Here is a 24655-nt window from a genome sequence, read left to right on the forward strand (position 1 = left end):
TCGCAGCTGGTCAGGCCACGTCGTTCTCTCGCTCGATGGCCTGGAGGCGGTTCTTCAGCCGGTAGCTGGGGCCGTTGATGGAGATCACTTCGCAGTGGTGGAGGAGCCGGTCGAGGATCGCGGTGGCCAGGACCTCGTCGCCGAACACTTGGCCCCATTCGCTGAAGGTCTTGTTCGAGGTCAGGATGATCGAGCCCTTCTCGTAGCGCTTGGAGATGACCTGGAAGACCAGATTCGCTTCCGCTCGTTCGAGGGGCTGGTAGCCGACCTCGTCGACCACGAGGACGCCGGGCCGCAGGTAGGTGCCGAGCTTGTTCGTCAGGCGCCCGGTGGTCTCGGCGGCTTTGAGGTTGCGGACCATGTCGTCGAGGCTGGTGAAGTAGATCGAGTAGCCGGCCCGGCAGGCCGCGACCGCCAGGGCGACGGCGATGTGTGTCTTTCCGACCCCGGGCGGCCCGAGCAGGGCGGCGTTCGCCTTGCCCTCGACGAAGGAGAGGGTGGCGAGGTCCTTGACCTTCCGCGGATCGAGCTCGGGCTGGAAGGAGAAGTCGTACTCGTCGAGCGTCTTGTGGTGCGGCAGCTTCGAGAGCCGCAGGCCCTGGCGAAAGCGGCGGTCGTCGCGGACAGCCAGTTCCTCGGACAGGACCAGGTCGAGGAAGTCGAGGTAGCCCATCTTCCCCTCGTCGGCCCGACGGGTGTACTCCCTGATGGTTTCGGCGAGGTGGGGCAGGCCGAGCTTGCCGGCCGTGTTGCGGATGCGGGTGGAGACCAGCTCGCTCAAGACGTTTCCCTCGTGCTCGGGTGGGTGGTGAAGGGGCGGGTGCCGGTCAGCTCGTCATAGACCGACAGCGGACGGCGTCCGACCTCGATATGGGTGGCCGCGGCCCGGTTCAGCAGAGCCCGCAAAGGCCCTGATTCCTCGCCCCGAGGACGCTCACGACGGGGCTGCGGCAGGACATCTCCGGTGATGGTCCGGCGTCCCTTGCCCGTGGGCAGTCCGTCCCAGTGGGCTTCCTCGACGACACGGACCCCGCGGCCGATCGCCCGCGGGTGGGTCGCCAGTAGTGTCTCGCCGCTGGAGTCGGCCATGGTCGAATGCAGCATGATCTGCGACTTCGTGGCCCGGATCTCCACCAGCTGCCGGGGACGGACCCTGCGGGCGGGCACCGAGTAGAGGTTGCCGCCGAAGGCGACCAGGCAGTCCTTGCCAACCGGCCGCAGATGCCGCTCGGCAACCAGATACGGAGTCTCCGGCAGAGGCCGGAGAGCCACGTGATCACGTGCCGCCCGTTCCCCGATGATCTGCTGGTGAGTCCGGTGAGCCTGGGCCCGTCGCTGCGGGACCCAGGTAATGAAGGCGGCGTCCATCTCCTCGACGGAGGAGAACGACCGGCCGGACAGGACGTGGTCGCGGACGATCAGAACCTGGCGCTCGACACGTCCCTTGCCTGTGGGCCGGTAGGCGGCCAGGACGTCGATGTCGAAGTCGTAATGGCCGGAGAACCCGACCGCTTCCGGGTGCAGCGGAACCGCCTCGCCCGGGGCGACGTGGCGGCGGACGACGGTCTTCGTGCGGTCGTAGACGATCGTCATCGGCACCCCGCCGAAGTGCGCGAACGCGCGGCGGTGGCAGTCGAAAAACGTCTGCAGGTCCTGGCTGGTGGTGAAGCAGCAGAACGGGTCGCGTGAGTACGACAGCGTCATGTGGAAGGAGTAGACCTTCGGGATTCCCATGTGGGCGAGGATCTTGCCCTCGTCGCCCCAGTCCACCTGGGCCTGGGCGCCGGGGATCACCTCGAACCGGCGGTGCATGCCCGCCAGTTCATTGGGCGTGATGCCGAGTTCCTCGGCGATCCGGGGCCGGGCTTCCTGGACGTAGAGCTTGGTCCGCTGGTAGTTGCCGGTGAACCCGTACTCCGCCGCAAGGCGCTCGTGGACCACGGCGGCCTTCATCAGGATCTCGGCCCTCAGCATCGAGTCGACCAGCGGCGCGAACTCGTCGATCACCCTCGCCTTCGACTGACCGTTCGGCGACCGGCGCGGAGGTGCGGCGGGTCCGTCGGCTGCCAGGTATTTGCTGACCGTCCGCCAGTTCAGGCCCGTTTCCTTGGCGACCTCGGTCAGGGTCATCGCTCCGGACTCGACCAGACCACGAAAACGCCGTAGTTCCAGCCAGCGCTGCGGATCCAGGACCACGGCCACCCCATCTCTGCGACCTCGACCAACAGGCAGCAGAGTGCCGAATCCTCAACCTCAGCGCATCAGGAACCCTGCACGTTCATCCGTACGCGGTCCTGCACGTTCACGTGTACGCCGACACCGGTCGTGCTGTGACATCCAGGGCTGTGATTTCTCAGCGGTCCGGCCAGAACCCGAGCCCCGGCCGGACTCAGGCAGGAAAGGAAGTCCGCGGAGCAGAGTCCGGGGATAGGCCGTGCAGGCAAGCGGTGCTGGAAGGAGTGGAGCCAAGGCCGTCTGCTGGCCGAGCGGAAGACTGTGGGGATCACTCTGCACCAGGGTCTTCAGCCGGGCCGGTACGTCAGGTCACACGGTCGGACTCAAGGCCTGAGAAGCTGCCGGTGAGGTGGGTGCGCCCGGCGAGCTCCCAGTGCAGGTCTTCGGGGACAGCGCCGTGCGCCCAGGAGCGCAGGAAACGCGTGGCGACGAGCATGTCGAGCAAGGGGGTGAGCTCCTGGAGCGGGAGGCCGCACATGCGCGCGAGGACTTCCTGCTCGGCTGCTGGCGTGCCTGTTTCGTCCGGGAGGTGCGCGGCAAGCGCCAGTGCCAGCAGACGCGGGGTTGCTCCTAGTTGGCGAATCTCGCTCATCTGGCAGACGCGCAGGATCCAGTTGCCCGCCCGGGCACGGTCTGCGCGAGCCGGCGCCTGCATCCGCACCGCGGTGTCCAGGAGTTCCACCGAGATGCCTGCCTGCGCCGGACCGGTGGGGGAGCGCAGCCAGCAGGCAGCCTCCAGTTCGGTGAACGCAGACGGCTCCGAAGCAATCCGCATACCGCGGATCAACCCGGCGGGGATGTTCACCTTCCCGGCGGTGGTGGAACGCAGGGCGCACTGCAGGGCCAGCAGGCGAGCAGCCGCACTGGTCCGGGCAGGAAGAGCAGCAGCCAGATAGCTGAGCATCTCCCGCACGCGCACCTGCTCCGAGGGACCGTGCGGAACTCTCCTGCGCTGCCGTTGCCGGATCCGATTCACCGACGCTGCCGGAGAGGCCGTGCCGAGGACGGTATCGGGCACGACCGCGGCATGATCAGTGGCTGCCGCGCAGGCGGCGCAGGTGTCGGCGAGCCGCCAGAGCCGGCCGCCGCGCTCGCGGGTGAGGACGAGCAGGACGGGCCCGGAGCAACCGCGGTGGCGTGAGTGCCACCGACAGCCGTGTGAGTGGCACTGGCAGGTCCGAAGGTGCCTGGGCAGGAAGTCACGGCGGGCGTGAGCGGCCAGGTGGGTCAGTGCCTGAGACGGCGCCGTCCGCATGGTCGGAGCGGACGGCGAGCACTGCAAGCAGCTCAGCATGGTCCCTCCGTGTTCAGGGCGCAGCTCCACGGTCCAGATGCGTCGCACCACCGGGTGCGTCGTGCAGAGCCTCATCTGATCGGTCTTTCTCCTGGTCCTCGGCGAGCTTCATCTGCTGATGCAGTGGGCTGGGGGAGTGGGGCGGCAGCACACCGTAGTGCAGACCTCTGCCCTGCGCGGAGGTGCGGCGACCTGCGGAAATAGGGCAGAGGTCTGCACTGACAGGGCAGGTGTCTGCACCTTCGGATGGTGGGGTGACGATCTTCCCGCCCGACCCGAACCTCACCGCCCTCCGCCTGGAGCTGGCACGGCTGAGGAGCGAACACGGCTGGACCTACGATGAGCTCGCCCATCGAACCGGCCTGGCCAGGCGCACCCTCATCGAAATCGAGCAGGGCCGCACCATCGGATCACTCAAGACCTGGCACGCGATCGCCCACGCCCTCGACGTCCCCGTCGACCACCTCTTCGCCCGCCTCTGCGAAGGCCACGAACCCCCGGCCGAACCCGCCCCCTGACCGCCCGACGCGGCGGCCTGAGAGATCACCCGATCCAGTCACCAAAAGGCACTCCTGCGCGAGAGATCGCACACAGGTTCCCTTCCGTTGGGCCGTCCGCAGGACACACCGGCACGCTCCCCGCAGTACCGGCGTGTCACCTGCCACCTTCACCGCCATGTGCTCCGCCAACGCCTCATCCCCTCGCCGGTGGGACGGCACCCCTGCCCGTACCCCACGCTCACGGTCCCTGCGTGTCGCCCCCGACAGCCCCACCCGCCTCGTCCGCACCGCGCAGCAGGGCCGTTGCCCTGACTGCGGCAACCGCGTCGACTGGCACCCCCGCACGGACGCCGACGACCGAGCCGTGGGGCTCCACCCTCAAGAACTCCCCGCCGCCGCTGTGCCTGCCGTCAGCCGCTGGCACGTCAGTTCCGGCATCGCCCACCCCGCCTACGACGGCACCCTGTGGTGCCGCATCCCGCACACCGCCCTGTGCCCCGCACGCAGCGCTCCCGCAGCCCTCACCCCACAGCTCACCGCGCTGCGCCGCCACCTCGCCCTGCACACCCGCCGACTGATCAACAACGGCACCCTCACCGCACGGGCCACCCCACCTGCACCCGAGGCCACCGAATCCTGCAGACCGGCCCGGCCCATCGCTCAGCTTCTCAGCGTCCGCTACATCGCCAGCCACCCCATCGACGCCATCCAATGCGTAGCCCAGACCCGCCAGCGGCACCGCTGCACACGCTCCGTCCTCGACGACCACGCCCCGCCCGGCACCTGGAGCCTGCTCCCCACCACCCACCTCCGCCGCCGGCCCCCTTCTCTCTCCGTGGGCAGGATGGCCGTCTACGACCTGACGCATTTGCCCTATACCGAGCAGTTGCGATGGCGTCACCAGCACTGCTCCGGCCACGCCACCTCCTCAGCCGCCGACCTCGCCGTCACCGAGTGGGAACCCTTCGACCCGCGGCTCCACCACCAGCACATCCACCCACGCCTCCCCGGCAGCACGCGCACGCAGCACCACGGGACATAACGCCCGGCCCGTCACACGTCCCCGGCAACGCCCGCCACCCCACCAGCCCCGGCGCACCCGCCCCAACCCACGGAGACCCCCGGTGCCCACCCCGACCGACGAACAGACCGCCGCCGCCGACGGCTTCCACGCCGGCGACCACCTCGCCCTCCAAGCAGGAGCGGGCACAGGCAAGACCAGCACCCTCGCGCTCCTTGCCCACGGCACCAGACGCCGCGGCCGCTACATCGCCTACAACAAAGCGATCGCCCAAGACGCCGCAGCACGTTTCCCCTCCACCGTCACCTGCAAGACGGCACACGCCCTCGCCTACGCCACAGTCGGCCACCGCTACCGCGCCCGCCTCAACAGCCCCCGCCAGCCCAGCTGGAAAACCGGCCACCACCTCGGCATCACCAAGGCCATCCGCATCGGCGACCGAGACCTCTCACCCCGCGCCCTGTCCTACGCGACCCTGCGCACCGTCACCCGCTTCTGCCACTCCGCAGACCCCGCCATCGCCGACCACCACGTCCCCCGACTGCGCAACCTCGAAGACGCCGGCCACCACCGCGAACTCACCGCACTAGTCATGCCCTTCGCCCGCACAGCATGGGCCGACCTGCAAAACCCCGACGCCGGCGTCGTCCGCTTCGACCATGACCACTACCTCAAGATCTGGGCGCTGACCAAACCGAACATCCCTGCGGACTTCCTCCTCCTCGACGAAGCCCAGGACACCAACCCCGTCGTCGAGCAGGTCTTCAACGCCCAGCGCGATCATGCCCAGCTCGTCATGGTCGGGGACTCCGCCCAGGCCATCTACCAGTGGCGCGGCGCCCGCGACATCATGACCGTCTTTCGCGGCACGGCCCTGACCCTGTCCCAGTCCTTCCGCTTCGGCCCCGACCTCGCCACCGAAGCCAACCGCTGGCTCTCCATCGCCGCCGCACCCCTGCGCCTCACGGGCACCCACACGATCTCCACCACCCTCGGCTCCGTCGACCAGCCTGACGCCATCCTGTGCCGCACCAACGTCGGCGCCATGCACGAAGTCATGCAACTCCTCGATACAGGCCATCGCGTAGCTCTCACCGGGGGAGGGGAATCCCTGCGAGCACTCGCCCGCGCTGCCGACGACCTCAAAGCCGGCCGACGTACCTCCCACCCAGAACTGCTTCTCTTCCCCGCCTGGGGTGACCTGCAGGACTACGCCGCGAACGACCCCGCGGGGCGAGATCTCCAGCCGCTTGTCGACCTCGTCGACACTCACGGAACCGACGCCATCCTCAACGCTGTTCACCGTCTAGACCTCGAGAGCACCGCCCATGTCACCGTCTCGACTGCCCACAAGTCCAAGGGGCGCGAATGGGCATGCGTCAAAATCGCCGACGACTTCACCCCACCCCGCGACACCGACAAGAAAGACGCCAACGGGCGCCCTGTCCCCGGTCCTGTCGACGAAGCGGAAGCACGCCTTGCCTACGTCGCTGTTACCCGCGCCCGCCACAGGCTTGACCTGGGTGGCCTGTCATGGATCAACGATCACCCCGATGGCATTCCCACGGCGTAGCCCCTTCGGCGCTGCGGTGTTACCAGATGCCGTGTTCCAGCTCTTCCAGTGAGAGGTTCCACTGGGAGTCCTCCTCGGCGAAGGGCGTGGGGTCGAAGGCGCCGACGGTTTCCTTGAAGCGAGCCGAAAGCTCTTCGGGGTCCACGTCGTTGTCGTGGTCGACCTCGAGCTTCCGGAACTCGACGAGTGCGTAGACCAGGGACTCGACGTCGCGGTGGAGCGGGATGTAGCTGTCCGATCCCTCGGGGAACGCGTAGACCTTCCCCGACGTGGGGTCGAGGGCGATGAGCGAGGTGAAGAGGTAGCCGAGCATCCACCAGGACCGGCTCTCCGCCGGGCATGGCATGCCGTAGTGGTCGAAGCGGCTGCCGAGCGTGATCGCATCGAGGTCCGCCGGGTAGGGGTCCTCGACGTCTTCCCTGGAGGTGAACACCTCAGAGTGCGGAAGGCCCACGAAGCTCAGGAAGCCGGCGGAACGCGCGTCGAATCCGGCAGCAGTGCTTTGCGGGAAATAAATGATGTTGTCCAGGCCATAGGCCTGTACCAATTCGTTCGGAGTGATGGAGAAGTTCACGCGTATCATCCTACCCTGCTGCGAATCTACTTGCCGTGGAGATTTTTGACGTGGTTGAGATATTTAGTGTGCTCGGTATTACTTGTCTTGCCTTCCGGTGTGTAGTAGTCGGCGACGTGTGTCACCTTCAGGTCCTGCTTGAAGTAGAAGTCCAGCCAGCGTGCACATTCGGGGTTCTTTCTGCAGGGTTCTCGTTCGGTGAATATCTCGGTGAGATTTCCCTCCTTTCCGTTGTGTAGGAGTGGGCGTCCGATCATGCGTTCTGAGTGCCCGTTCTTGTTGCTGTAGCCGACGAGGATGGATTCCTTCCCGCCGGGCTCGATGTACCGGCCGGCAGCGTAGTTGGTTCCCTTGTAGTCGCCCCGGGCGGCCCTGGCGGCTTGTGTTGCCTGGACCAGGTCGTCCTGACTGCCGAAGCCGATCTTCCTTGAGGGAGCCCGGCCCGGATGCTTGGAGTCGGCGTAGAATTCGCTCTTCTCCTTCGGAGTGCTGGGGATCCATGCTTTCCCGTTGTTCAGCACAACGCCGTTGAGCCGGCTCCTGTCCTCAGTGTCGAGAGAGCTCGTTCTGCCGCTTTCGTCGAGGCGCTGCACCGATCCGTCCGCATTGAGCAGGTAGGTGCGGACGTCGTCATCCCCGTCGACCTTGCACTTCTCGAACTCCTTCTTGCGCCGCTCGTCCTCTTCTCTCTGCTCGCGCTTGCTCTTGTCGATCTTCCCGCCGTGATCTTCAAGAGTCTTCACCATCTCGTGAGCTTTTTCTTCGACGGTATCCTCGGCCTTGTCCATGACGGTGGCGAGCTTGTGGAAACGGCTGTCTTTCTTGACGGATGTTTTGCGCTGCAGCCCCCCGTTCTTGAAGGCGCCCTTCTTCTTGTCGAAGTTGGTGGCCGTCTTCTGGTAGTCGCTGGCGGAGCGTTCGAACTCGTCGAACTCGATGACCAGATCCTGGGCCATAGCGCTGCTGCCCGAGGCCATCACGTCATAGGTGCTGCCGCCGCTGAGCCGGTCCGTGAACAGCTTCTCGAGTTCCCCGAGGATCTTGCCCTCGATCTTGTCCGTGACGATCGACGTGATCCGTTCCACGGCGGTATCGATGAGCTCCTGAATGATCAGGCGTGCTGCTGCGATCGCTGCGGCGGACAGCAGGCCGCTGGCCCCGAAAGTGAAGAACATGCCGACCACACCGGCACCGGCCGTGGCCGCGGTGGCACTGAGCTTCGCGATGATCGCGATCTTGCATCCGAGAACGAGATCGGCACAGTCGTCCAGAGCATCGGCGAGTGTGTCGCATCCCTTGGCGAACGTCGACAGATCTCGTGTGGTCAGCTTGCCCCAGCGCCGGTCGATCGCTGTGACGGTTTCACCCTTGCTCTTGCCCGCAACGATGTGCGAGCAGGCGTTGTTGCCCTCTTTGACGGCATCACGAATGCCGTCGGCCAGATTCCGGTAGTCCTTGGCCGAAGCCTTGACCTCGTCCTCATCGATCTGTGGCCAGTCGATTCCGATGAGGCTCAGAACCTCCACCAGATCATCGGGCAGCTGCTTCCCCACGTGTCCCCCCCCGTCGTCCCCCGGTCGTGCTTACCCTCCGGGTACAGCTGATCAGCCGTCAACCCTGAACAGATGCAGACCCTGCGCAGGAACTACGGTCTCCTCTGCACACCATCCGGCGTCTGCTGTTCACGAGACCCTGGCGCAAGACAGACCAGATACTCGTCCATCCCCACCAGGAGTCGGCCATCCGGCGCGAGAGCGACAGCCCGGACCGGCGGCCCGGGTCTGAACGTCCGCCGCGCACCGGTATCCACCCCGATCCATTCCACCACCCCGTCTCCCCAAGCCACCGCCAGAGCCGGACCGTTCTGCGTCATAGCCGCATCGATGGAGATCACCGCAGAGTCCCGCTCGGCCAGGGCCGCAGCCATCGGAGCATGCCCCGGGCTCCAGGCCCGCACCGTGCCGTCCGCACCACCGCTGTAAACGAGGGGTACCACCCTTTGGCTGTCCACCGGGACACCCAGGGCCGCGAGAGCGTTCACCTGGCCCCGGTGCAGCACCGCAGCACCTTCCCAGTCCCCGAACGTCCGCACCTCTCCCGCGGCGTCGCCGACCGCCACGATCCCGAGGTCCGGACCCGCCGCACACGCGATCGCCGTGCCGACGTGATCCCCCAGCACCGTCAGCAACACCTCCCGGCCGGTGGGACCCTCATCGAGCAGCCGCGCGATCCCTGATCCCGTCGGCCGCGCGACCCAGCTGCCATCCGCGTGAACACGACCGGCCTCATCCAGCACCAGCACCGTGCCGTCCGCCATCACCGATACCGAGTGCGGGTGAAAGCCGCCCAGAGCAATCCGCCCCCGCGCACCGCCATCAATCATCCGCACCACGCGGACCGACCCGCTGGGCCCAGTTACCAACACGGCGCCCGCCAGGGGCCCTTCCCCTACGGCCAGAGCACTGACAGGGCCCGGCCACGGCGGTACCAGGTCACCACTGACTCGACTCCACCCCCAGCGCCACGCAGAAGCCGCAGCCGCCTCCGACAAAGCGGAAGCGAGGCTGGGGTCCGCACCGTCCCCCAGAGCGGCGAGAAGGGTCAGCGCACGAGAAGCTGACTCCTGGTCTCGGCACAGCGACTGCCCGGCCCTCAACCACGCCTCCCGCAGCCCTCCGCACTCGCCCCTCCGCGCCCTTTCGTAACCAGCGGTGACCGTCGACGCGTCAGCCCGGCAGACGGCGACCGGATCGCACAGATCCACGACAGGGCCGGACCTCGACGTCCCAGCCACCACAGGCTGCGAGGGCTGAGAGGCCCGCCACTGGGCGAAGTGCCGCTCATCACGCCACTGTTCCAGGTCCAAATCCAGCTCCGCGCAGCCGGACCCGGACAGAAGACGATGCGCAGGACTACCCGACCGGGACTCGACCACCAACCGGATGCCCGGCACGCCGACCAGGGCCAGCACCAGCTCCGCAACCGCTTCACCGCGAACATCCGGCAGCACGATCACGGTGCGACGGCCATCCGCCGCCAATATCGGGACAAGCTCCCAAGGGGCGCGGGCCACCACGCCGAGTTGGTCAGCGATCGACCACACCGTAGCCAGGACACTCTCGTCGGGAGAAGGAGGAACGACGGCGTGAACCGTCCGTTCCGCCAAGCCACCTGGCCGGCTGCCGTGATGGACGAGCCAGGCCAGCAGAGCCGACTTGCCGCATCCCTCAGAGCCGGAGACCAGGCACAGGCGCGGGGCCTGTGCATCGGCCAGCCACCCCAGCAGAGCAGCAGCCGCAGGCTCCCTTCCCCCGGCTGGACGATCCCAGCGCATCATCCACGCCGTCGCGTCTCGGCGTCATGAAGGATCAACTGCTTCAAGCCCTCTTCCCGGGACTCCGCAGTCTCCCCATAGTCGAAACTGTGCGTGAACTCCGCTTGAGGGAAAGCCTGCTGCATCCAGGCGGAGCAGTAGTGACCCGGCATGAGACAGGGCTCCAACTCGCAGTGGACCCGCCGCACCTGACCGGGCTCCACACCCTCAGAGGACAGACGCCGCCACAGTGCCTCCTCCGGATGCGGCCTGCCGACCCCCGCAACCTCGGTGGCCACCTGCTTGGCACCAGAGCTGCCGACGTACTCGAACGCCGCAGAGAACGGGAAATTCAGCGTGTGCCGGATGTCGTCGAGCACACGCGGCCACCACGATTCCCGCTCAACGAACGCAGAAGCATCAATACGCCGCAGTTCAGCCGCGAGCCCCTGGAACACAGCAGCCCCTTCTGCCAGACTGGAAACCCCGAACATCGCCGTCTGAGCCCGGTCCAAAGCCAGAAGCGAAGCGTTCAGCGCAACCACATCGGTGCTGACGAACATGTCCTCCACAGCTTCCGAGAGCACCACGGCCTGAACCGCGCCATCCGGACGTACACACAGATGTGCCAGACCATCGGAACCGATCCGCAGCCAAGCCGCCATGGGCGCAGACGGCTGCAACCCACCCATGCGCGCGGCGACCGCTCCAAGCGTCACCGGATCCTCAGCACCGGTTGCGAGGAAGTAGGGGCCAACGCCTCGCGGCACCCCGGCCTCCTGCAGGAGATTCCGTACTTCCGCAGGCAGGCTCACTCCCAGCAAACCCTGCCGGAACACGCGCAGTCCCTCTGAACCGAAATGCTGCACCAGTTCGGCAGAGGAATCAGGAGAGGGCATAGGTACCTCACGGAAAAGGGTCCGGCCGATGAACACAGCCGACCCTAGCCGAGCCCCACCACGTGAGCTCGATGGCATCCCAGCCAACCCGTCGCCGCGCACCGGCTCGATTCTCCCTCCGCACCACGGTCGGCCGACGACCGGATCACGGCTCGGGAACTTCCTGGCAAAGTTCAACGGCCCATTGCGCAGGCAGGCCGCAGGATTTCGGCCTCCAGCCGGGCCTGCTGGGCATCACGCGCAGCCGGGATGGACAGCCCCTGGCCCGAGCCGGTCAGCAACGGGACCAGAGCCTGGTGGTACCCGCCGGTGCTTTCCCGCCGGTCGGCGGTGCGATGGAGAGTGGCCGCAGGGTTCACGAGTTCTTCTTCCGTGCGGAACCGGCCCCGGGCGGTACGCGCTGTGAAGGAAAGGGCGGGTACGGCAGATGATGCGGTGATGCTTCTGGCCGCTCCTCTGGCGACGGATGCAGCGGGCGTTGCCCGCTGCGCGGCCGAGCGTCAGGGCCCGGACGCCATAGAAACCGCCCGGCCGTGCTGTCGCCAACCCGGCGCGCCGAGGCGCGGTAGTTGTCACCGACCGCACCGCACAGGCTGCGCAGGAGCCAGGTCCGGAGCAGCCGGACTGCCAACGGAGAGGCGCTGCACTTGTCACCTGCAGCCGATCGTCGGCCTTCCCGTCACCTGGTCGTAGTATGACTCGCGACGACCTCATCGCCATCCTCCGCGACCAGGCCCCGGCGTGCGGCCCTGCACGCGACGCCTTGATCGCCGCGGCTGGCTTCGTTGTCTGAGACGGCCTGGTCCCGGCGAACCGCCACGCGGGCGTCTTCCAGGGCCGGATCACCACTCCTTGAGGCGCGGTTACACAATCGATCGCCTGGCCAGCAGCATCGACATCCTCGTGCAGAACGGGGAAGAACCCCTTCGTACCGAATCCATCGACGAGGTGGACGAGGCGTCGTGGTTCACGATCTTCCTGAAACTCCACGGCGACAGCAGTGGTCGCCTGCTGCGGCGGACGCCGACCCGCCATCATGGAGTCGGCCGACATCCCCGAGCCCGACCCTCGGCCACGCAAGTGACAACGAGCCTGCCTCCGTGACAACCACCGTGCTCCGGTTGTCACGGCGCGCGGACGCGCCGGGTTATCACCCCTGTCTACAGCCTGAACTGGAGGTCGAGGATGTCGGTGAGTTCGACTTCCAGGCCGTGCGCGCGGCGGCCGTTGTCGCGGAAGTAGGTCTCGCCGAGGGCTTCGGCGGTGAGCTGGAGCAGCTGGTCCTCGTCGGCTCCTGCGGCCTGGGCGTCAAGGAGGCGGGCGGCGTGGTGGGGTGGGAGGGCGAGGGTGAGGTGGCGGATGCGGGACTGGTCGGTGGATCCGGCGGCGGCGGTGTAGCCGAACCGGGCCTGGACGTCGATCATGATGCCGTCGGTGGTGGCTGCTTTCTGCCGGGCCCGGGCTCTGACCTGCGGCTGCCACCGCGTGCGGACCTCCTCTTCCAGCCGGGCAGCCAGCTGCGGGCGGGGGTGCTTGATCCGGCCCTTCACATACCGCTCCACCGTGCGTCGGCTGATGCCGAGCAGCTCGGCGACCTGCTGGGTGCTGCCCCGGTGCCGGCGCACCAGGTAACGCATCTGGGCCCCGGCGGACTTGGGCACCGGGCGCGTGAACGCCCCCTGTACGGCCCGGCCGAGCTCTTCCTCAACAGTGACCATCCGTCCGTACGCTTCCTATTCTCCGGTGTCCCGGGCGGTGACCTCACCGCTCTTGATGTACCGGGCCAGGTTGGCGACCTTGCCCTCCGCAGCGAGCTGCTCCAGTACCCCGACACCCCACAGGACGTCCTGGGTGCCTTCGTGCTTGACCATGCCGGGGGAGACGCCGAGGCGGAAGCTGCCGGGCACGGTCTTGCCGTCCTGGTCGTAGGGCAGGACGTCCAGGGGGCTGGGGCCGTCGGCGGTGTAGACGGCGCAGTCGGAGAGGACCGCGACCGGGTAGCGGCCGGTGGCCGCGGCGAGGGCGACCATCTTGCGGTGCATGTTGATCCGGGCCCGGGAGATGACGGCGGCCCGGATGTCGGGGCGCCATGTCGGCCGGGCCAGCGCGGGCCACGCCTGCCCCGGCACCCACCCGCCGCCCCGAGCCTTCTCCTGCAGCTTGCCGATGCCGCCCTTGACGGTCATCTTCACCGCGTCCACCACGATCCCCAGCTCAGGATCCCGCCCCTTGTAACCGTCCATCGCCTTCAGGAACTCACCGGGGGGCAGCTTCTCCGCCACGCCCAGGTCGGCCATGGTGGCGACGTAGGCGTCGCGCAGCCGCTTGTACCAGCCGTCCAGGAACCGCCCGCTCCTTGGCCGCAACCACGCCTCGAGGGGGGTGACGTCGTAGCCGAGCTCGACGGCGTACGCCACGGTCGGCGTCGCATACCAGGCCGGCCCCTCAGGACGCTCTCCGGTCGGGGTGAACGGGCTGGGCAGCAGACCCCCCTGGAGGTCGCGCCACTGCTTGGCGACCTTCACCCTGCTGAGGTCGACATGGGAGAGGTCCACCAGCCACGAGCCGGGCACCGCCGGGTTGAAGACCGGGTGGGTGACGTGCTCCGGGGGTGAGTCGAGGCCGACGACGGCGCCGTTGGCGGCCGCGCCGAACGCCAGGTTCACGTCGATGCCGACCAGATGGGGCTGCATGCACTCCGCGTCGGTGAGGTCCCGCGCCCAGTCGTAGGCCTCCTCGAACAGCCGCTCCTGGGGCCCGCGGATGTGGAAGCGGGGCAGGTGGGCCAGGACGGGGTGCCCGTCGATCGCCTCGCACGGCGCGGGATCGACCGGCTCCTTGCCCAGGGAGCCGGGCCGGTGCTCGGAGTGCCGCTTGCCGTCCTGATCCGGCTCGCTGGCGCGAGTGGGCGGGTTGAGCGCGGTCATCAGCTCCAGTCCGCTCACCGCGGTGGACCCGACCGGTGTCATCACCCGCTGCGCGTACACCCCCAGCACCCGGGCCAGCTCCGCCGGCTCCAGCGTGGCGGCGTGGCCCCAGGAGCGGTCGTCCAGGGCATTCCAGGAGGGGATGCACAGCTGAACACACTGGCGCCGCCCACCGGTGACGGGGCGGTAGATCCGAGCCCACGGGCCCAGCCCGCGCCGGGTCAGCTTCCACCCCGCCCGCTCCAGCAGCTTGATGACCTTGTGGCCCTCCGGGAGCCGCCCGGCCGACCGCTCTTCGTCCGACAAGGCAGCGGGCAGGCCGTAGCGCTCGCACGCCGCTGCGGTCAGGACCAGCAGCGGGTCGGCGTCCTTACCTGACGCGTGCAGCTTCTCCGCCCCCACCCGCGCCTCGGACAGCGCCCATTCGACCAGGGAAGGCAGGGACCCCGCGGGCACGTCCAGGAGCAGGCCGCCGGTGCCGTACCCGGTCACCTGCCGCTCGTCATCGGCGTCCAGGACGAGCAGCGGACCATGCCCGTACGTGCCGGATCCTGCGGGAGCAGGGGAGCCAGCGATGGTGGCCCGGGGTGCTCCGGGGCGGCGTGAGCCGCGTGCCGGGCGCGGGGCGGCAGTCGGCGACGGCGGTGGGGCTGCAGGGGCCGGGGCGGGAGAGGCCGGTACGGGGGCGGCCACCGCCGCCACAGGCGCGGGAGGTGCTACCTCGACGACGGCGGAGGGTACGGCGGGTGCCGTGGCAGCCGGGGTGGCGGGCGGTGTGCCGCCCTCGGTGGCCGTGGGGGAGGGGTAGAGGCGGGCGAGCTGCTTCAGCAGGTGGGCGTAGGGCTCCCGCTGGGGCGGGCGGGGTTCGGTCTTGCCCGACTCCCACGCGCCGACGGTGGCCCGCCGCACGTCCAGGGTGGTCGCCACCTCTTCGAGGGTGAGCCCGTGGGCCTGCCGCAGGCGCTTGCGCTCGGCGGGCGGCGGCAGCGGCGACCGGGACGCGACGAGCGCGTCAATGGCATCGAACAACTCGGACATGGTGAACCTCCGCCACCCACTGTACCCCCGAACCGCACACTAGCCGCACAACTAGCGTTGGAATCGCGCATATTTACCGTACATAGGGGAGCGGTGGTGGTAGCGTGAAGTCGTTGGGGCCCTTGAAATGGCCTGCCGTGACGCCCGGCGGGGCGGTCGCCGCCCCGCCGCCGCCCGCACCGCCCTCAGGAGTGCTGTATGACCGTGGTTGCCGCCACCCCCGGCCTGCAGGGGAAGCGAGCGCTGTTCCCCGACCAGGCGGAAGCGGTGAACCGGCTGGCGCGGCATCTGCGGCGCCCCGGGACGCGAGGGCTGTACGTCGCGGCAACCGGAACGGGCAAAACCCTGGTCTCGATCCGCGTGGCCGACGAACTCCAGGCGCGCCTGGTCCTGTTCGTCGTGCCCACCCTCGACCTGGCCGCCCAGACCGCACTGGCATGGCGGCGCGAGGATCACACCGAGCACATGGTCATCGTCTCCTCCATGGACGCCGCCGGCCGCGACGCCCTGGTCTCCGCCCGCGTCATGTCCAGCAGCGACCCCGTCACCCTGGCCGCCCTCATGTCGGTCGTGGGGGAGAGGGAGGACCAGATCCCGGCCCTGACACTGATCTGCACCTACGACTCACTCGACAAGATCCAGGAGACCCGCAACACCGCATACGCGGTGCCGCCGTTCGACCTGGCCATCATGGACGAGGCGCACCGCATCGCCGGCCGCCCGGACAAGAAGTGGGCCGCCGTCCACGACAACCAGCGCATCCGGGCCGACCGCCGCCTCTACATGACCGCCACCCCCCGCATCTTCGCCGCCCCCGACCTGGCCGAGTCCGCCGACACCACCCGCCCCCGCCGCCGCATCCCCAACCTCCCGGGCCCGGCAGCCGACCTGTTCGCCAACTCCATGGACAACGAACAGGTCTACGGCAAAAAGATCTTCGAGTATCCGCTGGCGCAGGCGATCGAGGACGGCCGGGCACCGGACTACCGCATCGTGGTGCCCACTCTCACCGACGAGGACCTGCGCCGCCGTATCAACCTCCCCGCTCCCGACCCCGACGGTGAGGGCGAGGGACCGGACCAGGCCCTGCGTACCACCGCCCTGCACCTGGCCGTTTTGCGCGCCATGGCCGACCACGGCCTGAAGAAGGTGCTGGTCTACTTCAACCTGACCTCCGACGCCCGTCTCTTCGCCCGCGAGCTGCCCCACACCCTGCGCCAGCTCGCGGCCACCGCACCCCACTTGGTCCCCGCGACCTTGCCGGAGACGCTGTTCGTCCACGGCGAGGACACCCCCCAGCGGCGCGAGGAGACCTTCACGCGCTTCGCCCAGGCCGCCACCGCGATCCTGACCAACGCACGCCTGGTCGCCGAAGGCGTCGACATCCCCAGCGTGGATGCCGTCGTCTTCGCCGACCCCACCCGCAGCGTCGTCCGCTGCGTCCAGGCCCTGGGCCGCGCCCTGCGCCTGGACGTATCCGGCAAGACCGCCTCCCTGATCGTCCCCGTCTGCCTCCCGCCCGGCGCCAGCCCCGAAGACATCCTCGGCACCGCCTACGAGCCGGTGTGGGCGATCGCCTCCGCCCTGGCCAGCCACGACCACCGCATCCTGGAACGCCTGCCCGACAAGGCCAACCGCCTGCCCAAGGAGACCAGCGACGTCATCGAACGCCGCTGGCACTTCGACTTCACCGTCCACCCCGAACGCATCGCCCAGGCCATGGACCTGGTCTCCTTCGACCCCCGCGACCCGGCCACATCCCGCTCCCGCCGCCTCGGCCTCGCCGCCGCCCAGGCCTACCACGACCAGTACGGCCACCTCGACGTCCCCGCCGACTACACCGACCCCACCGGCCACACCCTGGGCACCTTCATCACCACCATGCGCGACGCCCGCAAAGCCGGCCGCCTGGAGGCGGACTGGATCGCCGAACTCGACGCCCTGGACATGATCTGGGACAAACACGAAGCCGCCTGGCGCTCCCACCTCGCCGCGGCCGCCGACCACCACCGCACCCACGGCCACCTCGCCGCCCCCGCCACCACCCCACTCGGCGCCTGGCTCGCCGAACAACGACACCTTGCCGCCACCGACCAGCTCACCCCAACCCGGACCGACGCCCTCACCGCCATCGACCCGAACTGGCGACTGCCTCACGGGGCGGACTGGCACCGCAAGTACCACCTCCTGCGCACCCACCTGGAGGCGGGCAACGACCCCGCCGCCCTCACGCCCGACACCCGCATCGCCGGGGTCAATATCCCCTCCTGGCTCACCCGCCAGCTCACCCGCTGGGCCACTCTCCACCCCGGCCAACGCGACCTGCTCACCGCACTCGGCCTCACCCCCGCCACCAGCCCCCTCACCCCCGCCCGCCGCACCCGCCGCACCTTCGCCCAGACCGTGCAGCTCCTGGAACTCTTCCTCCACCGCCACGGCCGCGCCCCCACCGCCCGCGAAACCCTCCGCGTCGACGGCGACACCGTCCAGATCGGCCCCTGGTTCGCCAAGACCCGCACCAAGCACCGCGAAGGCCAGCTCCCCGCCGACCACCAAGCCCTCGTCGCCGCCCTCTTCGACGGAGACTGGTGCGCCCCCGACCCCGTCCCGGCCGCCGTGGCGTAGGCCCCTGTTCTCCGCAAGCCGGCTCACCGGCCTGCGGCTGCCTCCCGGTGCTTGAGGATCGTGCAGTCGGGCCGGTTGCAGACCGTCTTGTCGCGCTTGACCGCCCACCCTCACTCACGCATCGGTTATGCACCAACACACGTATGTCACCACCCAGGGCGCCGGGCGGCACCAAGATCAAGGCGGGCGGGGCTGGGCAGAGCTGTTTCTGCAGCTCGACCCCGGCCCGATGCGCGGCGGCGTGCGGATGTACGGCAGCATGCGCATGTGACCGATCAGGAAGCCACGGAGAAGGCCAGACGGCTGGCCATGGAGCGGGCCGCCCGGTTCGGGAGGTGCGCTGCTGAGCTGGCTGCGCACCTCCCCGCCCAGCGGGCAGCCCACGACCATGCCCCAGATCCTGCTGCAAGGAATCCATTCGACCCGGCGCCTGACCCCGGAGATCTGTTCGGCGGGGGTCTGGTCGGCAGCGACGGTCTCTACGCGGAGGGGCTGAACAGCGCACTGGCCGCGATCGTCGCCCACGAGTGGCCCGGCGAGGAAACCAAACGCAGCGGGCACGTACTGGGCCCGGGTGAGCTGCTGGCCTTGATCGAGACCAAGGCGCAGGACCCGGCCGTGGAGCGGGTGGTGATGGAGAACGGCGCGGTACTGATCCTCGACCAGCATCCCGCAGCCGAACTTCCGCGGGGGCCCGCGAACACCATCTTCGACGTCGAGCGCCCCAGCGCTTCCCGCGGCACCCACATCGACATAGGAACTCTTCAAGAGGGCAACAGGCAGGCTGCGATGTCCCGTCACGGCAGAGGCACGGGGATCCTGACCCTTGCCCATGTCACGGCGCTGCTGGCCCTTGACGGGCACGACAGCCTCCACGCGATCGGTGAGCAGCAGGCCGACCGGGTTCGTGACGGCGCGCTGCGTGCGGACGCCGCCGCCCGCGAGACGGCGGCCGCGTTCCTGGACCGGATCGGCGAGGAGGAGGCCGAGCGTCGCGCCGAAACCGCGAAACCCCGTGAGGACTTGGGCTACTCGCTGGAGGAGTGCCCTGTCTGTTTCCACGAGGCCTTCCAGATCGACGGCCTTGCCCCGATCTGGGGGCGCGTGGGTTACGGCCAGTGCGTCGTGTGCTCATACATCCGGTCCCCGGACATCGCCGACGAAGAGGGGTTCGCCGCGCACCTGGCCTGGCTCGGCTTCTGACCCCGGTGCGCTCCCGCCCCAGGGCGGTCAGACCCGGGGTGCCGGGGCTGCTGGCTTGCGCGCTGTGGCCAGGTGATGCCCTGACGATGGCGGCTCTTCCCGGGCGGAGCGTCCAGGCAACGTTCCCGGTCCTCGGCAGCCGCTCGTCCGCCGCCAGGCGGCTTACGGCGAAGCCGAGGACAGGGCGGGGGAGTGCCCAGCCCGTAGGAGGACCGTCGAGGTCAGATTGGGCGCGAGAACATCTGCTCGCCGGGGAGCGGCGAGGCACCCACGTCGCGGTACCGGGAACCCCCGGGGAGGATGACCGGCTCACCTGGAGCATGGATGGTGAAGCCGTGGCGCCGGTAGAACCGGGCCAGGGCGGTGTCTTCGGCGGTGAACTGCCCGTACATGAAGAACGCGCGGTGCTCACGGTGGATTGCCATGGCCCTGGTGATCAAGGCGGAGGCGATGCCCTGACGCCGGTAGTCGTCTGCGACGGCCAGGGCCCGGAGCTTGGCGTAAGCCATCGCGGTGGCTCCCAGGGTCACGGGGTCTGCCCCGTCCCGTTCCATGCCTCCGAGGACGGACAGGGGCGGGATGCTGGAGGAGACGCCGACGATGCGCGCGGTGGGCGTGTGTTCGGCGACCAGGAAGACGAAACGCCCGGTGCCGAACTGGGTGGTGAAGGGCCCTTCTGCGTCGATGGCTTCGCACATGGGTTCGCGGTCGTCGAAGTCGCCGTGTCCTTCCATGGCGAGTGCGGCGAGCTCGGTGAACGCCTGGCCCTCCCCGCGCCGGGTTTCTCTGATCTGGATGTTGTCCGGCAGCTTGTCGGGGCGGCGGCGGCGGGGCTTGCCAGCTTTGCTGCGTCCCACGAGCGTCCTTTCTGACTGAAGTAGGCCGTGCGGCCTCGCCCAGCCGGACACGTATCTGTGAGGGCCGGCGCGGCAACACGGCTACCAGTAGGCCAAGAGGTCGCTCAGCGATGAGGGCAAAAGCGATCATCCCGCCGCTGAGGGCGAGAACGATGGCGCATTCCTTTCGCCCCACGGGCATTTGAGGCTGCCCTGGCCCCTCGTCTTGCGTGCGACGCTGCGGAGTCTTCGTGGCCCGGGTGTTGGTCAGGTTGCCGGGCGGGGCTCTCGGCCGAGCCGGTGCAAGGTGCGGCAGTGCAGGTCGCTCTCGACCCCGATGCCCAGGCTGCCGAAGAGCGGCAGGTCCTGCTTCTGCAGCGCGACCGCGGCGCGAGCGGCATCTTCCTTGTCGGGATAGATCCACAGACTGACCCGCCCGGCATCCGCGTCCTGTGCCACTTTCACGAAGAAACGCCGCTCCCGGGCTGTCTCGAGCGTGAAACGGACCGCCAGTTCGAAGGGCTTGGGTGTCCTGCCGTGAAGCAGGAGCAGAACATGACGGTGATCAGGCGCGACCTTCCACCGGGCATCGATGGTGGTGCCGGTGGACTGGATGCCTGAGGTGAAGTCCAGGCACGCCTCCGTGTAGGCCTCGTCCAGCCCTTCGACAGCGTGCCGGCTCACTGGCTGCATCAGCATCAACTCCGGCCCCACAGCGACGGTGAGGGGGAATGCCTCGGCCTCGATCACGGTCTGAACGCTCATAGACAGATCGTAGGCCGCGGCCGGAGGCATGCCCGTCTACCGACAACCGCTCAGCTGCCGCCACCTGCGGCGGGGTTCGACGGAAGGGAGGGCCCAGGCGACCGCCTGATCTGGGCCGATCCGACGAGCTCGCCGTAGACGGTCCACCGGTCGACATACGGCGAGGCTAACCCAGCACGGTTCCCGCCCGCGGCCCGTCCACCCCTCTGCAGCCTGTGCCCGGGGTTTCGTGCCCGGCCGATTCCCGGGAGGGGCACCCTGCCCGCCCCGGCCGCGGCGACACTGGGCGTACGGAGGGGTGTCAGGGCAGGGGGGCTGATGGGGTACACCGCTGTGCATCCGGTCTGGGGCCGACTGGACGTGTCGCTGGGCGACTTGGGGTGCGGGCACACCTGGGGGGAGATCCACCGGGTGAAAGGGGTGCGGCTGGCATGCCCGGAGTGCGGCGGAAGAGTCTTCGCCCGATCCTCCCGCTACGGCCTGCGCCACTTCTACCACCAGGTACGGCCGCCGGACTGCGAGCTGGCGAACGAGTCGCCGGAGCATCACTTCCTGAAACTGGAGCTGGCCATGGCGGCCCGGTCGGCCGGGTGGCGCGCGGAACTGGAGGTCAGCAGCGAAGCCGGGGACTGGCGGGCCGACGTCCTGGTCTTCGACGACCGGGACCTGCCCTTCATGGCACTGGAGGCGCAGTTGTCGCCGATGACACCGACCGAGGCCAGGATGCGTACCGACCGCTACGCGCGCGACGGGGTGGCGGTGTGCTGGGTCGCCCTGCAGGACCGCCCCTGGGCGCGCACCGTACCCACGCTCAGAGCCAGCGCCCCCGCCGAAGGAGGAAAGTCCTGGACGGTGCGGCACGGGCTGGCCCGCTACACCTGGACCCCCCGCACCCTGAAGGCGAAGGCCACGTGGGAGCACATCACCTGCCCGCTCGGCGACGCCCTCGCATGGATCCTCCAGGGGACGGTGCGCGTGCACACGGCGGTGAACGGGACGGTGTGGTGGACAGCGCCCGCCTACGAGGAACGGGCCCTGGAGCGTGCACGCCTGGAGGCGGAGGCTGAAGCCGCCGAGCGGGAGGCCGCCGCGGAGCGCCGCCGTGAACAGGCCGCGGCCGCCGACCGGCGCCGCCGGGCCGCCGAGCAGCGGGCCCTGGACCGCCAGGCCGAACTTGAGGAACGGCACAACGAGATGCAGCGGCTGGCGGGGTTCTTCCGGCGCACCGGGTTCGACCCCGCGGCCTGGGACGCCTTCACCCGGCTGGTCCGCACGGCCTCCGGCAAGGCGATCCTTTACGGGGAGCAGAGCCCCCGCTACGGCAACGGCCTGCTGGTCCACGCCCGGCACCGGGACACCGACGGCGGATACACCCTGGCCGCCGTCGTCTGCCCCGACCCGCACGCCCTCACCCACTGGCCGGAGAAGCTCGACATCCTCGTCCCCGACCACACCTGGCTCGCCCGCATCCGGGCCGCCGCCAGGGTCCCGCTACGGGTCGCCGTACTGGACCCCCGCACCGGACGCCGTACCTTCGAACGCATCCCCCCACCGTCGGTTCACCGCCCGGGGCCAGACCGCCCCGGATGAGCCCACCACAGGAGCCCGCACGCTGTTAGATTTCCTGGTCATGAGCCGCTTACCCGATCCGCCCGCGCCCGCCGTGACCTGGGAGCCCGAGGTACTGGACGCCGCCCGGGCCACCCCCGCCCCGCTGTACGCGCTGGCGCTCCCGGACACCGCCGGCCACGGCTGGAAAATCAGCCTCCTCGACGGCAGCGGCGAGGTCCGCGACGCCTTCACCGCCACCGACCTGGAGGAGGCCGACCGCGGACTCCAGCAGCGCGGGTACCTGTCCATGGCAGCGGCGATGGGCCGCGACTGGGAACGGCTGACACCCAACCGCCATGACAGCCGGCACGGCACGCCGGTCTTCCGCGACCCCGGAGAACCCCTCTGACAGCCGGCCGCCGGGCGAACGTACGCCCAGGGGCGGTTACTCGGGCGGCCGGCCGGAGACGCCGACGTACCAGTCGTCGGCCTCCGTCATCCCGTCCATGCTCGGCTGGTAGGGCTTGACGACGTCATCCGCGTCCTTGAAGTACACCGTGACGCACAACGGGTACTCCTTCCCGGTAGGCGCCGTGACCGTCTCCCGGGGGGCCACCCACACGAACTTCCCCGGCTGCTCCCACTTCTTGCGGGCGAAGGTCAAGGTGGGGTCCGCCGTTCCCCGCCGCAACAGGTCCGACCAGCTCATATCTGTCACCCCGTGAGCGTAGAGCGCGAACTCCATCGCTCGGTAGCGCGGTTGACAGACCCGGTCACTGCACACTCGCCCGTCGACCCGCCACCGCGTCGCCCTTGGCCGCGGTGCTCCCCAGACCTACAGGCCCTCTGAACCGGCTTACACACGCGCCGGCTCGCACCGGACACGCGAGTCTGCAGCCGGGCAGCTGCAGCGGGCCGTGTGGGCCAGGGCAGCCCATCCCCGCGCGGTGCGCGGCACGAGCGTGCCGTCGGCCCCTGCTGAGCAGGGTGTTCGCCGAACGGGCCCGCCGCGCCCCGGTCATGAGAGAGGATGCTCCTGTGATCATCGGGGATCTCTCAGCACGGCTGGCCGAAGCGCGCGGCCGCCTCATCATCGAGCTCAGCCGCGCGGTGACCGACTGGGGCGGGCAGGTGCCCGAAGACCCCGGGGTGGCCGAGCTGGCCGTCCTGCTGGAGGACGCTGCAGCGAACTTCCACCACGTCACCTCCCCCTCCACCCGGAGCGAACTGGCCGGTGCGGTGGGCCACCTGAGGGCTGCGGACCGCCTCGGCGGGCTCCTTCCGGCCGTGACGCTGTGGCACCTGGGCCAGGCGCTCCAACGGGCGGCCACCCTCCCGGACGCCCAAGAGCCCACCACCGTTCCCGGTGAACCTGCGACGCAGACCTGCTGAGCCGGCAGCAACGTCTCCAGCCGTCCGGATCAGGCGTACCCGAGCGGTTGCGGGCGGGCGGAGTGCTGAAGCGTTCCTGCGGTGAACCGTGTCCCCCAGGCGGGTGAGCACGCGGAACCGGCTTCACCGGGAGCGGATCACGGCCGGTAGAACGCCATGGTGATCCAGAAACTCGTGCGCGGGCTCAGCGCACTCTCCTTCGCCCTCACCGCCCTTCTCTCCGCTCCCGCCGCCCAGGCCGCCCCGACGGCCGAGGTGACCACCCTGGCCGACGCGGTCGGCCTGGTGCAGGCGGCGCAGGAGAACCGCGCCGGGTACACGCGCAGCTCCTTCAAGCACTGGAACGTGGGCGAGGACACGTCCGACGGGTGCAACACCCGTAAGGAGGTCCTCATCGCCGAGGCGGTCATCGCACCGACGGTGGAGACCGGCTGCCAGCTGACCGGCGGCACGTGGATCTCCTACTACGACCGCCAGGAAGTCACCAGCGCCGGGGCCCTGGACATCGACCACATGGTGCCGCTAGCCGAGGCCTGGGACTCCGGCGCCTCCGCCTGGACCGCGGCACGCCGCGAGGCCTACGCCAACGACCAGGAGGCGCACACCTCCCTCGTCGCGGTCACCGCACGCACCAACCGGCAGAAGGCGGACCAGGACCCGACGGACTGGATGCCACCGTCCCCCGAGGCGCAATGCCGGTACGTGGGGGAGTGGGTGGCCACCAAGCTCCGCTGGCAGCTCACCGCGGACGACCGCGAACTGGAGACGCTGAAAACGTACGCCGACGGGCCGTGCGAGGACACCATGGTCCGCTACACCCCGGCCGCCTGAACCCTCCCCGCCGCTCGGGGACCGGGCCGTCCGACCGTGCCGCGTGCAGAGTTCACCGAAACCGCAGGACAGGCAGGG

21 protein-coding genes are annotated in these 24655 nt (G+C 69.2%); 9 read left to right on the forward strand and 12 right to left on the reverse strand.

The genetic code is table 11. The annotated features are described in order from the left end of the window. Positions 1-10: 10 nt before the first annotated feature. The 3 genes from istB to IE145_RS27460 all read right to left on the reverse strand — a co-directional run bounded on the left by istB (position 11) and on the right by IE145_RS27460 (position 3253). A complete protein-coding gene (istB, locus tag IE145_RS27450; RefSeq protein WP_189528144.1) occupies positions 11-781 on the reverse strand; it encodes an IS21-like element helper ATPase IstB in 771 nt (256 codons plus the stop codon). Further along, positions 778-2202, reverse strand: a complete 1425-nt coding sequence (istA, locus tag IE145_RS27455; RefSeq protein WP_444545682.1) for an IS21 family transposase — start codon at positions 2200-2202, stop codon at positions 778-780. The genes istB and istA overlap by 4 nt, the downstream gene beginning before the upstream one ends. 337 nt (positions 2203-2539) lie before the next feature. After that, entirely contained in the window at positions 2540-3253 is a 714-nt protein-coding gene (locus tag IE145_RS27460; protein ID WP_229825863.1) for a hypothetical protein, read from the reverse strand. 530 nt (positions 3254-3783) lie between these two features. Between IE145_RS27460 and IE145_RS27465 the strand changes: the two genes are divergently transcribed. From IE145_RS27465 to IE145_RS27475, 3 genes are all read left to right on the forward strand, one after another. Next, positions 3784-4047, forward strand: coding sequence for a helix-turn-helix transcriptional regulator (locus IE145_RS27465; RefSeq protein ID WP_012377433.1), 264 nt, complete (start codon positions 3784-3786; stop codon positions 4045-4047). Between the two features lie 133 nt (positions 4048-4180). After that, a complete protein-coding gene (locus IE145_RS27470; RefSeq protein ID WP_229825865.1) occupies positions 4181-5071 on the forward strand; it encodes a DUF6083 domain-containing protein in 891 nt (296 codons plus the stop codon). Positions 5072-5153: 82 nt separating this feature from the next. Continuing rightward, positions 5154-6623 carry a UvrD-helicase domain-containing protein gene (locus tag IE145_RS27475; RefSeq protein ID WP_189528146.1) on the forward strand — a complete coding sequence of 490 codons (1470 nt, stop codon included), beginning with the start codon at positions 5154-5156 and terminating at the stop codon, positions 6621-6623. 19 nt (positions 6624-6642) lie between these two features. On the opposite strand, the gene IE145_RS27480 is transcribed toward IE145_RS27475, so the two are convergent. The 6 genes from IE145_RS27480 to tap all read right to left on the reverse strand — a co-directional run bounded on the left by IE145_RS27480 (position 6643) and on the right by tap (position 15374). Beyond that, on the reverse strand, positions 6643-7206 hold the full coding sequence (locus IE145_RS27480; RefSeq protein ID WP_189528147.1) for an SUKH-4 family immunity protein: 564 nt from the start codon (positions 7204-7206) through the stop codon (positions 6643-6645). A gap of 17 nt (positions 7207-7223) precedes the next feature. Further along, positions 7224-8750, reverse strand: coding sequence for a WXG100-like domain-containing protein (locus IE145_RS27485; protein WP_189528148.1), 1527 nt, complete (start codon positions 8748-8750; stop codon positions 7224-7226). Between the two features lie 92 nt (positions 8751-8842). Beyond that, on the reverse strand, positions 8843-9589 hold the full coding sequence (locus IE145_RS33510) for a WD40 repeat domain-containing protein (RefSeq protein ID WP_229825867.1): 747 nt from the start codon (positions 9587-9589) through the stop codon (positions 8843-8845). A gap of 941 nt (positions 9590-10530) precedes the next feature. Continuing rightward, positions 10531-11409, reverse strand: a complete 879-nt coding sequence (locus tag IE145_RS27495) for a nucleic acid/nucleotide deaminase domain-containing protein (protein ID WP_189528150.1) — start codon at positions 11407-11409, stop codon at positions 10531-10533. Between the two features lie 1160 nt (positions 11410-12569). Continuing rightward, a complete protein-coding gene (tpg, locus tag IE145_RS27500) occupies positions 12570-13127 on the reverse strand; it encodes a telomere-protecting terminal protein Tpg (RefSeq protein ID WP_189528151.1) in 558 nt (185 codons plus the stop codon). 15 nt (positions 13128-13142) lie between these two features. Continuing rightward, positions 13143-15374 carry a telomere-associated protein Tap gene (tap, locus tag IE145_RS27505; protein ID WP_189528152.1) on the reverse strand — a complete coding sequence of 744 codons (2232 nt, stop codon included), beginning with the start codon at positions 15372-15374 and terminating at the stop codon, positions 13143-13145. Between the two features lie 198 nt (positions 15375-15572). On the opposite strand from tap, the gene IE145_RS27510 reads away from it, so the two are divergent. Next, entirely contained in the window at positions 15573-17999 is a 2427-nt protein-coding gene (locus IE145_RS27510; RefSeq protein WP_189528153.1) for a DEAD/DEAH box helicase, read from the forward strand. Positions 18000-18266: 267 nt separating this feature from the next. After that, complete coding sequence (locus IE145_RS33515; protein WP_229825870.1) at positions 18267-19202, forward strand: hypothetical protein; 936 nt, start codon at positions 18267-18269, stop codon at positions 19200-19202. 221 nt (positions 19203-19423) lie between these two features. Here IE145_RS33515 and IE145_RS27520 read toward each other — a convergent pair whose 3' ends face one another. Next, positions 19424-20059, reverse strand: coding sequence for a GNAT family N-acetyltransferase (locus IE145_RS27520; RefSeq protein ID WP_189528154.1), 636 nt, complete (start codon positions 20057-20059; stop codon positions 19424-19426). Positions 20060-20305: 246 nt separating this feature from the next. After that, complete coding sequence (locus IE145_RS27525) at positions 20306-20803, reverse strand: hypothetical protein (protein WP_189528155.1); 498 nt, start codon at positions 20801-20803, stop codon at positions 20306-20308. A 318-nt stretch (positions 20804-21121) separates the two neighbouring features. Here IE145_RS27525 and IE145_RS27530 point away from each other — a divergent pair, with 318 nt between their 5' ends. Continuing rightward, complete coding sequence (locus IE145_RS27530; protein ID WP_189528156.1) at positions 21122-22393, forward strand: competence protein CoiA; 1272 nt, start codon at positions 21122-21124, stop codon at positions 22391-22393. A gap of 40 nt (positions 22394-22433) precedes the next feature. Beyond that, on the forward strand, positions 22434-22763 hold the full coding sequence (locus IE145_RS27535; protein WP_229825871.1) for a hypothetical protein: 330 nt from the start codon (positions 22434-22436) through the stop codon (positions 22761-22763). 36 nt (positions 22764-22799) lie between these two features. Here the strand turns inward: IE145_RS27535 and IE145_RS27540 are convergent, their stop codons facing one another. Further along, the gene (locus IE145_RS27540; RefSeq protein WP_189528187.1) at positions 22800-23063 is read right to left on the reverse strand and encodes a Thoeris anti-defense Tad2 family protein; all 264 of its coding nucleotides are present in this window, start codon (positions 23061-23063) and stop codon (positions 22800-22802) included. Between the two features lie 329 nt (positions 23064-23392). Here IE145_RS27540 and IE145_RS27545 point away from each other — a divergent pair, with 329 nt between their 5' ends. Both IE145_RS27545 and IE145_RS27550 read left to right on the forward strand, forming a co-directional pair. After that, positions 23393-23746, forward strand: a complete 354-nt coding sequence (locus IE145_RS27545) for a hypothetical protein (protein WP_189528157.1) — start codon at positions 23393-23395, stop codon at positions 23744-23746. Between the two features lie 156 nt (positions 23747-23902). Further along, complete coding sequence (locus tag IE145_RS27550; RefSeq protein WP_189528158.1) at positions 23903-24577, forward strand: HNH endonuclease family protein; 675 nt, start codon at positions 23903-23905, stop codon at positions 24575-24577. Positions 24578-24655: the final 78 nt, after the last annotated feature.

The sequence above is a fragment of the Streptomyces sindenensis genome, from assembly GCF_014649035.1.
In the GTDB taxonomy this organism is placed as follows: domain Bacteria; phylum Actinomycetota; class Actinomycetes; order Streptomycetales; family Streptomycetaceae; genus Streptomyces; species Streptomyces sindenensis.

Coding starts and splice junctions, on each gene's coding strand:
- IE145_RS27510 (WP_189528153.1), top strand. CDS start 15,573: ATGACCGTGGTTGCCGCCACCCCCGGCCTGCAGGGGAAGCGAGCGCTG.
- IE145_RS27495 (WP_189528150.1), bottom strand. CDS start 11,409: ATGCCCTCTCCTGATTCCTCTGCCGAACTGGTGCAGCATTTCGGTTCA.
- IE145_RS27540 (WP_189528187.1), bottom strand. CDS start 23,063: ATGAGCTGGTCGGACCTGTTGCGGCGGGGAACGGCGGACCCCACCTTG.
- IE145_RS27535 (WP_229825871.1), top strand. CDS start 22,434: ATGAGCCGCTTACCCGATCCGCCCGCGCCCGCCGTGACCTGGGAGCCC.
- tap (WP_189528152.1), bottom strand. CDS start 15,374: ATGTCCGAGTTGTTCGATGCCATTGACGCGCTCGTCGCGTCCCGGTCG.
- IE145_RS27480 (WP_189528147.1), bottom strand. CDS start 7,206: ATGATACGCGTGAACTTCTCCATCACTCCGAACGAATTGGTACAGGCC.
- IE145_RS27525 (WP_189528155.1), bottom strand. CDS start 20,803: ATGAGCGTTCAGACCGTGATCGAGGCCGAGGCATTCCCCCTCACCGTC.
- IE145_RS27550 (WP_189528158.1), top strand. CDS start 23,903: ATGGTGATCCAGAAACTCGTGCGCGGGCTCAGCGCACTCTCCTTCGCC.
- IE145_RS27530 (WP_189528156.1), top strand. CDS start 21,122: ATGGGGTACACCGCTGTGCATCCGGTCTGGGGCCGACTGGACGTGTCG.
- tpg (WP_189528151.1), bottom strand. CDS start 13,127: ATGGTCACTGTTGAGGAAGAGCTCGGCCGGGCCGTACAGGGGGCGTTC.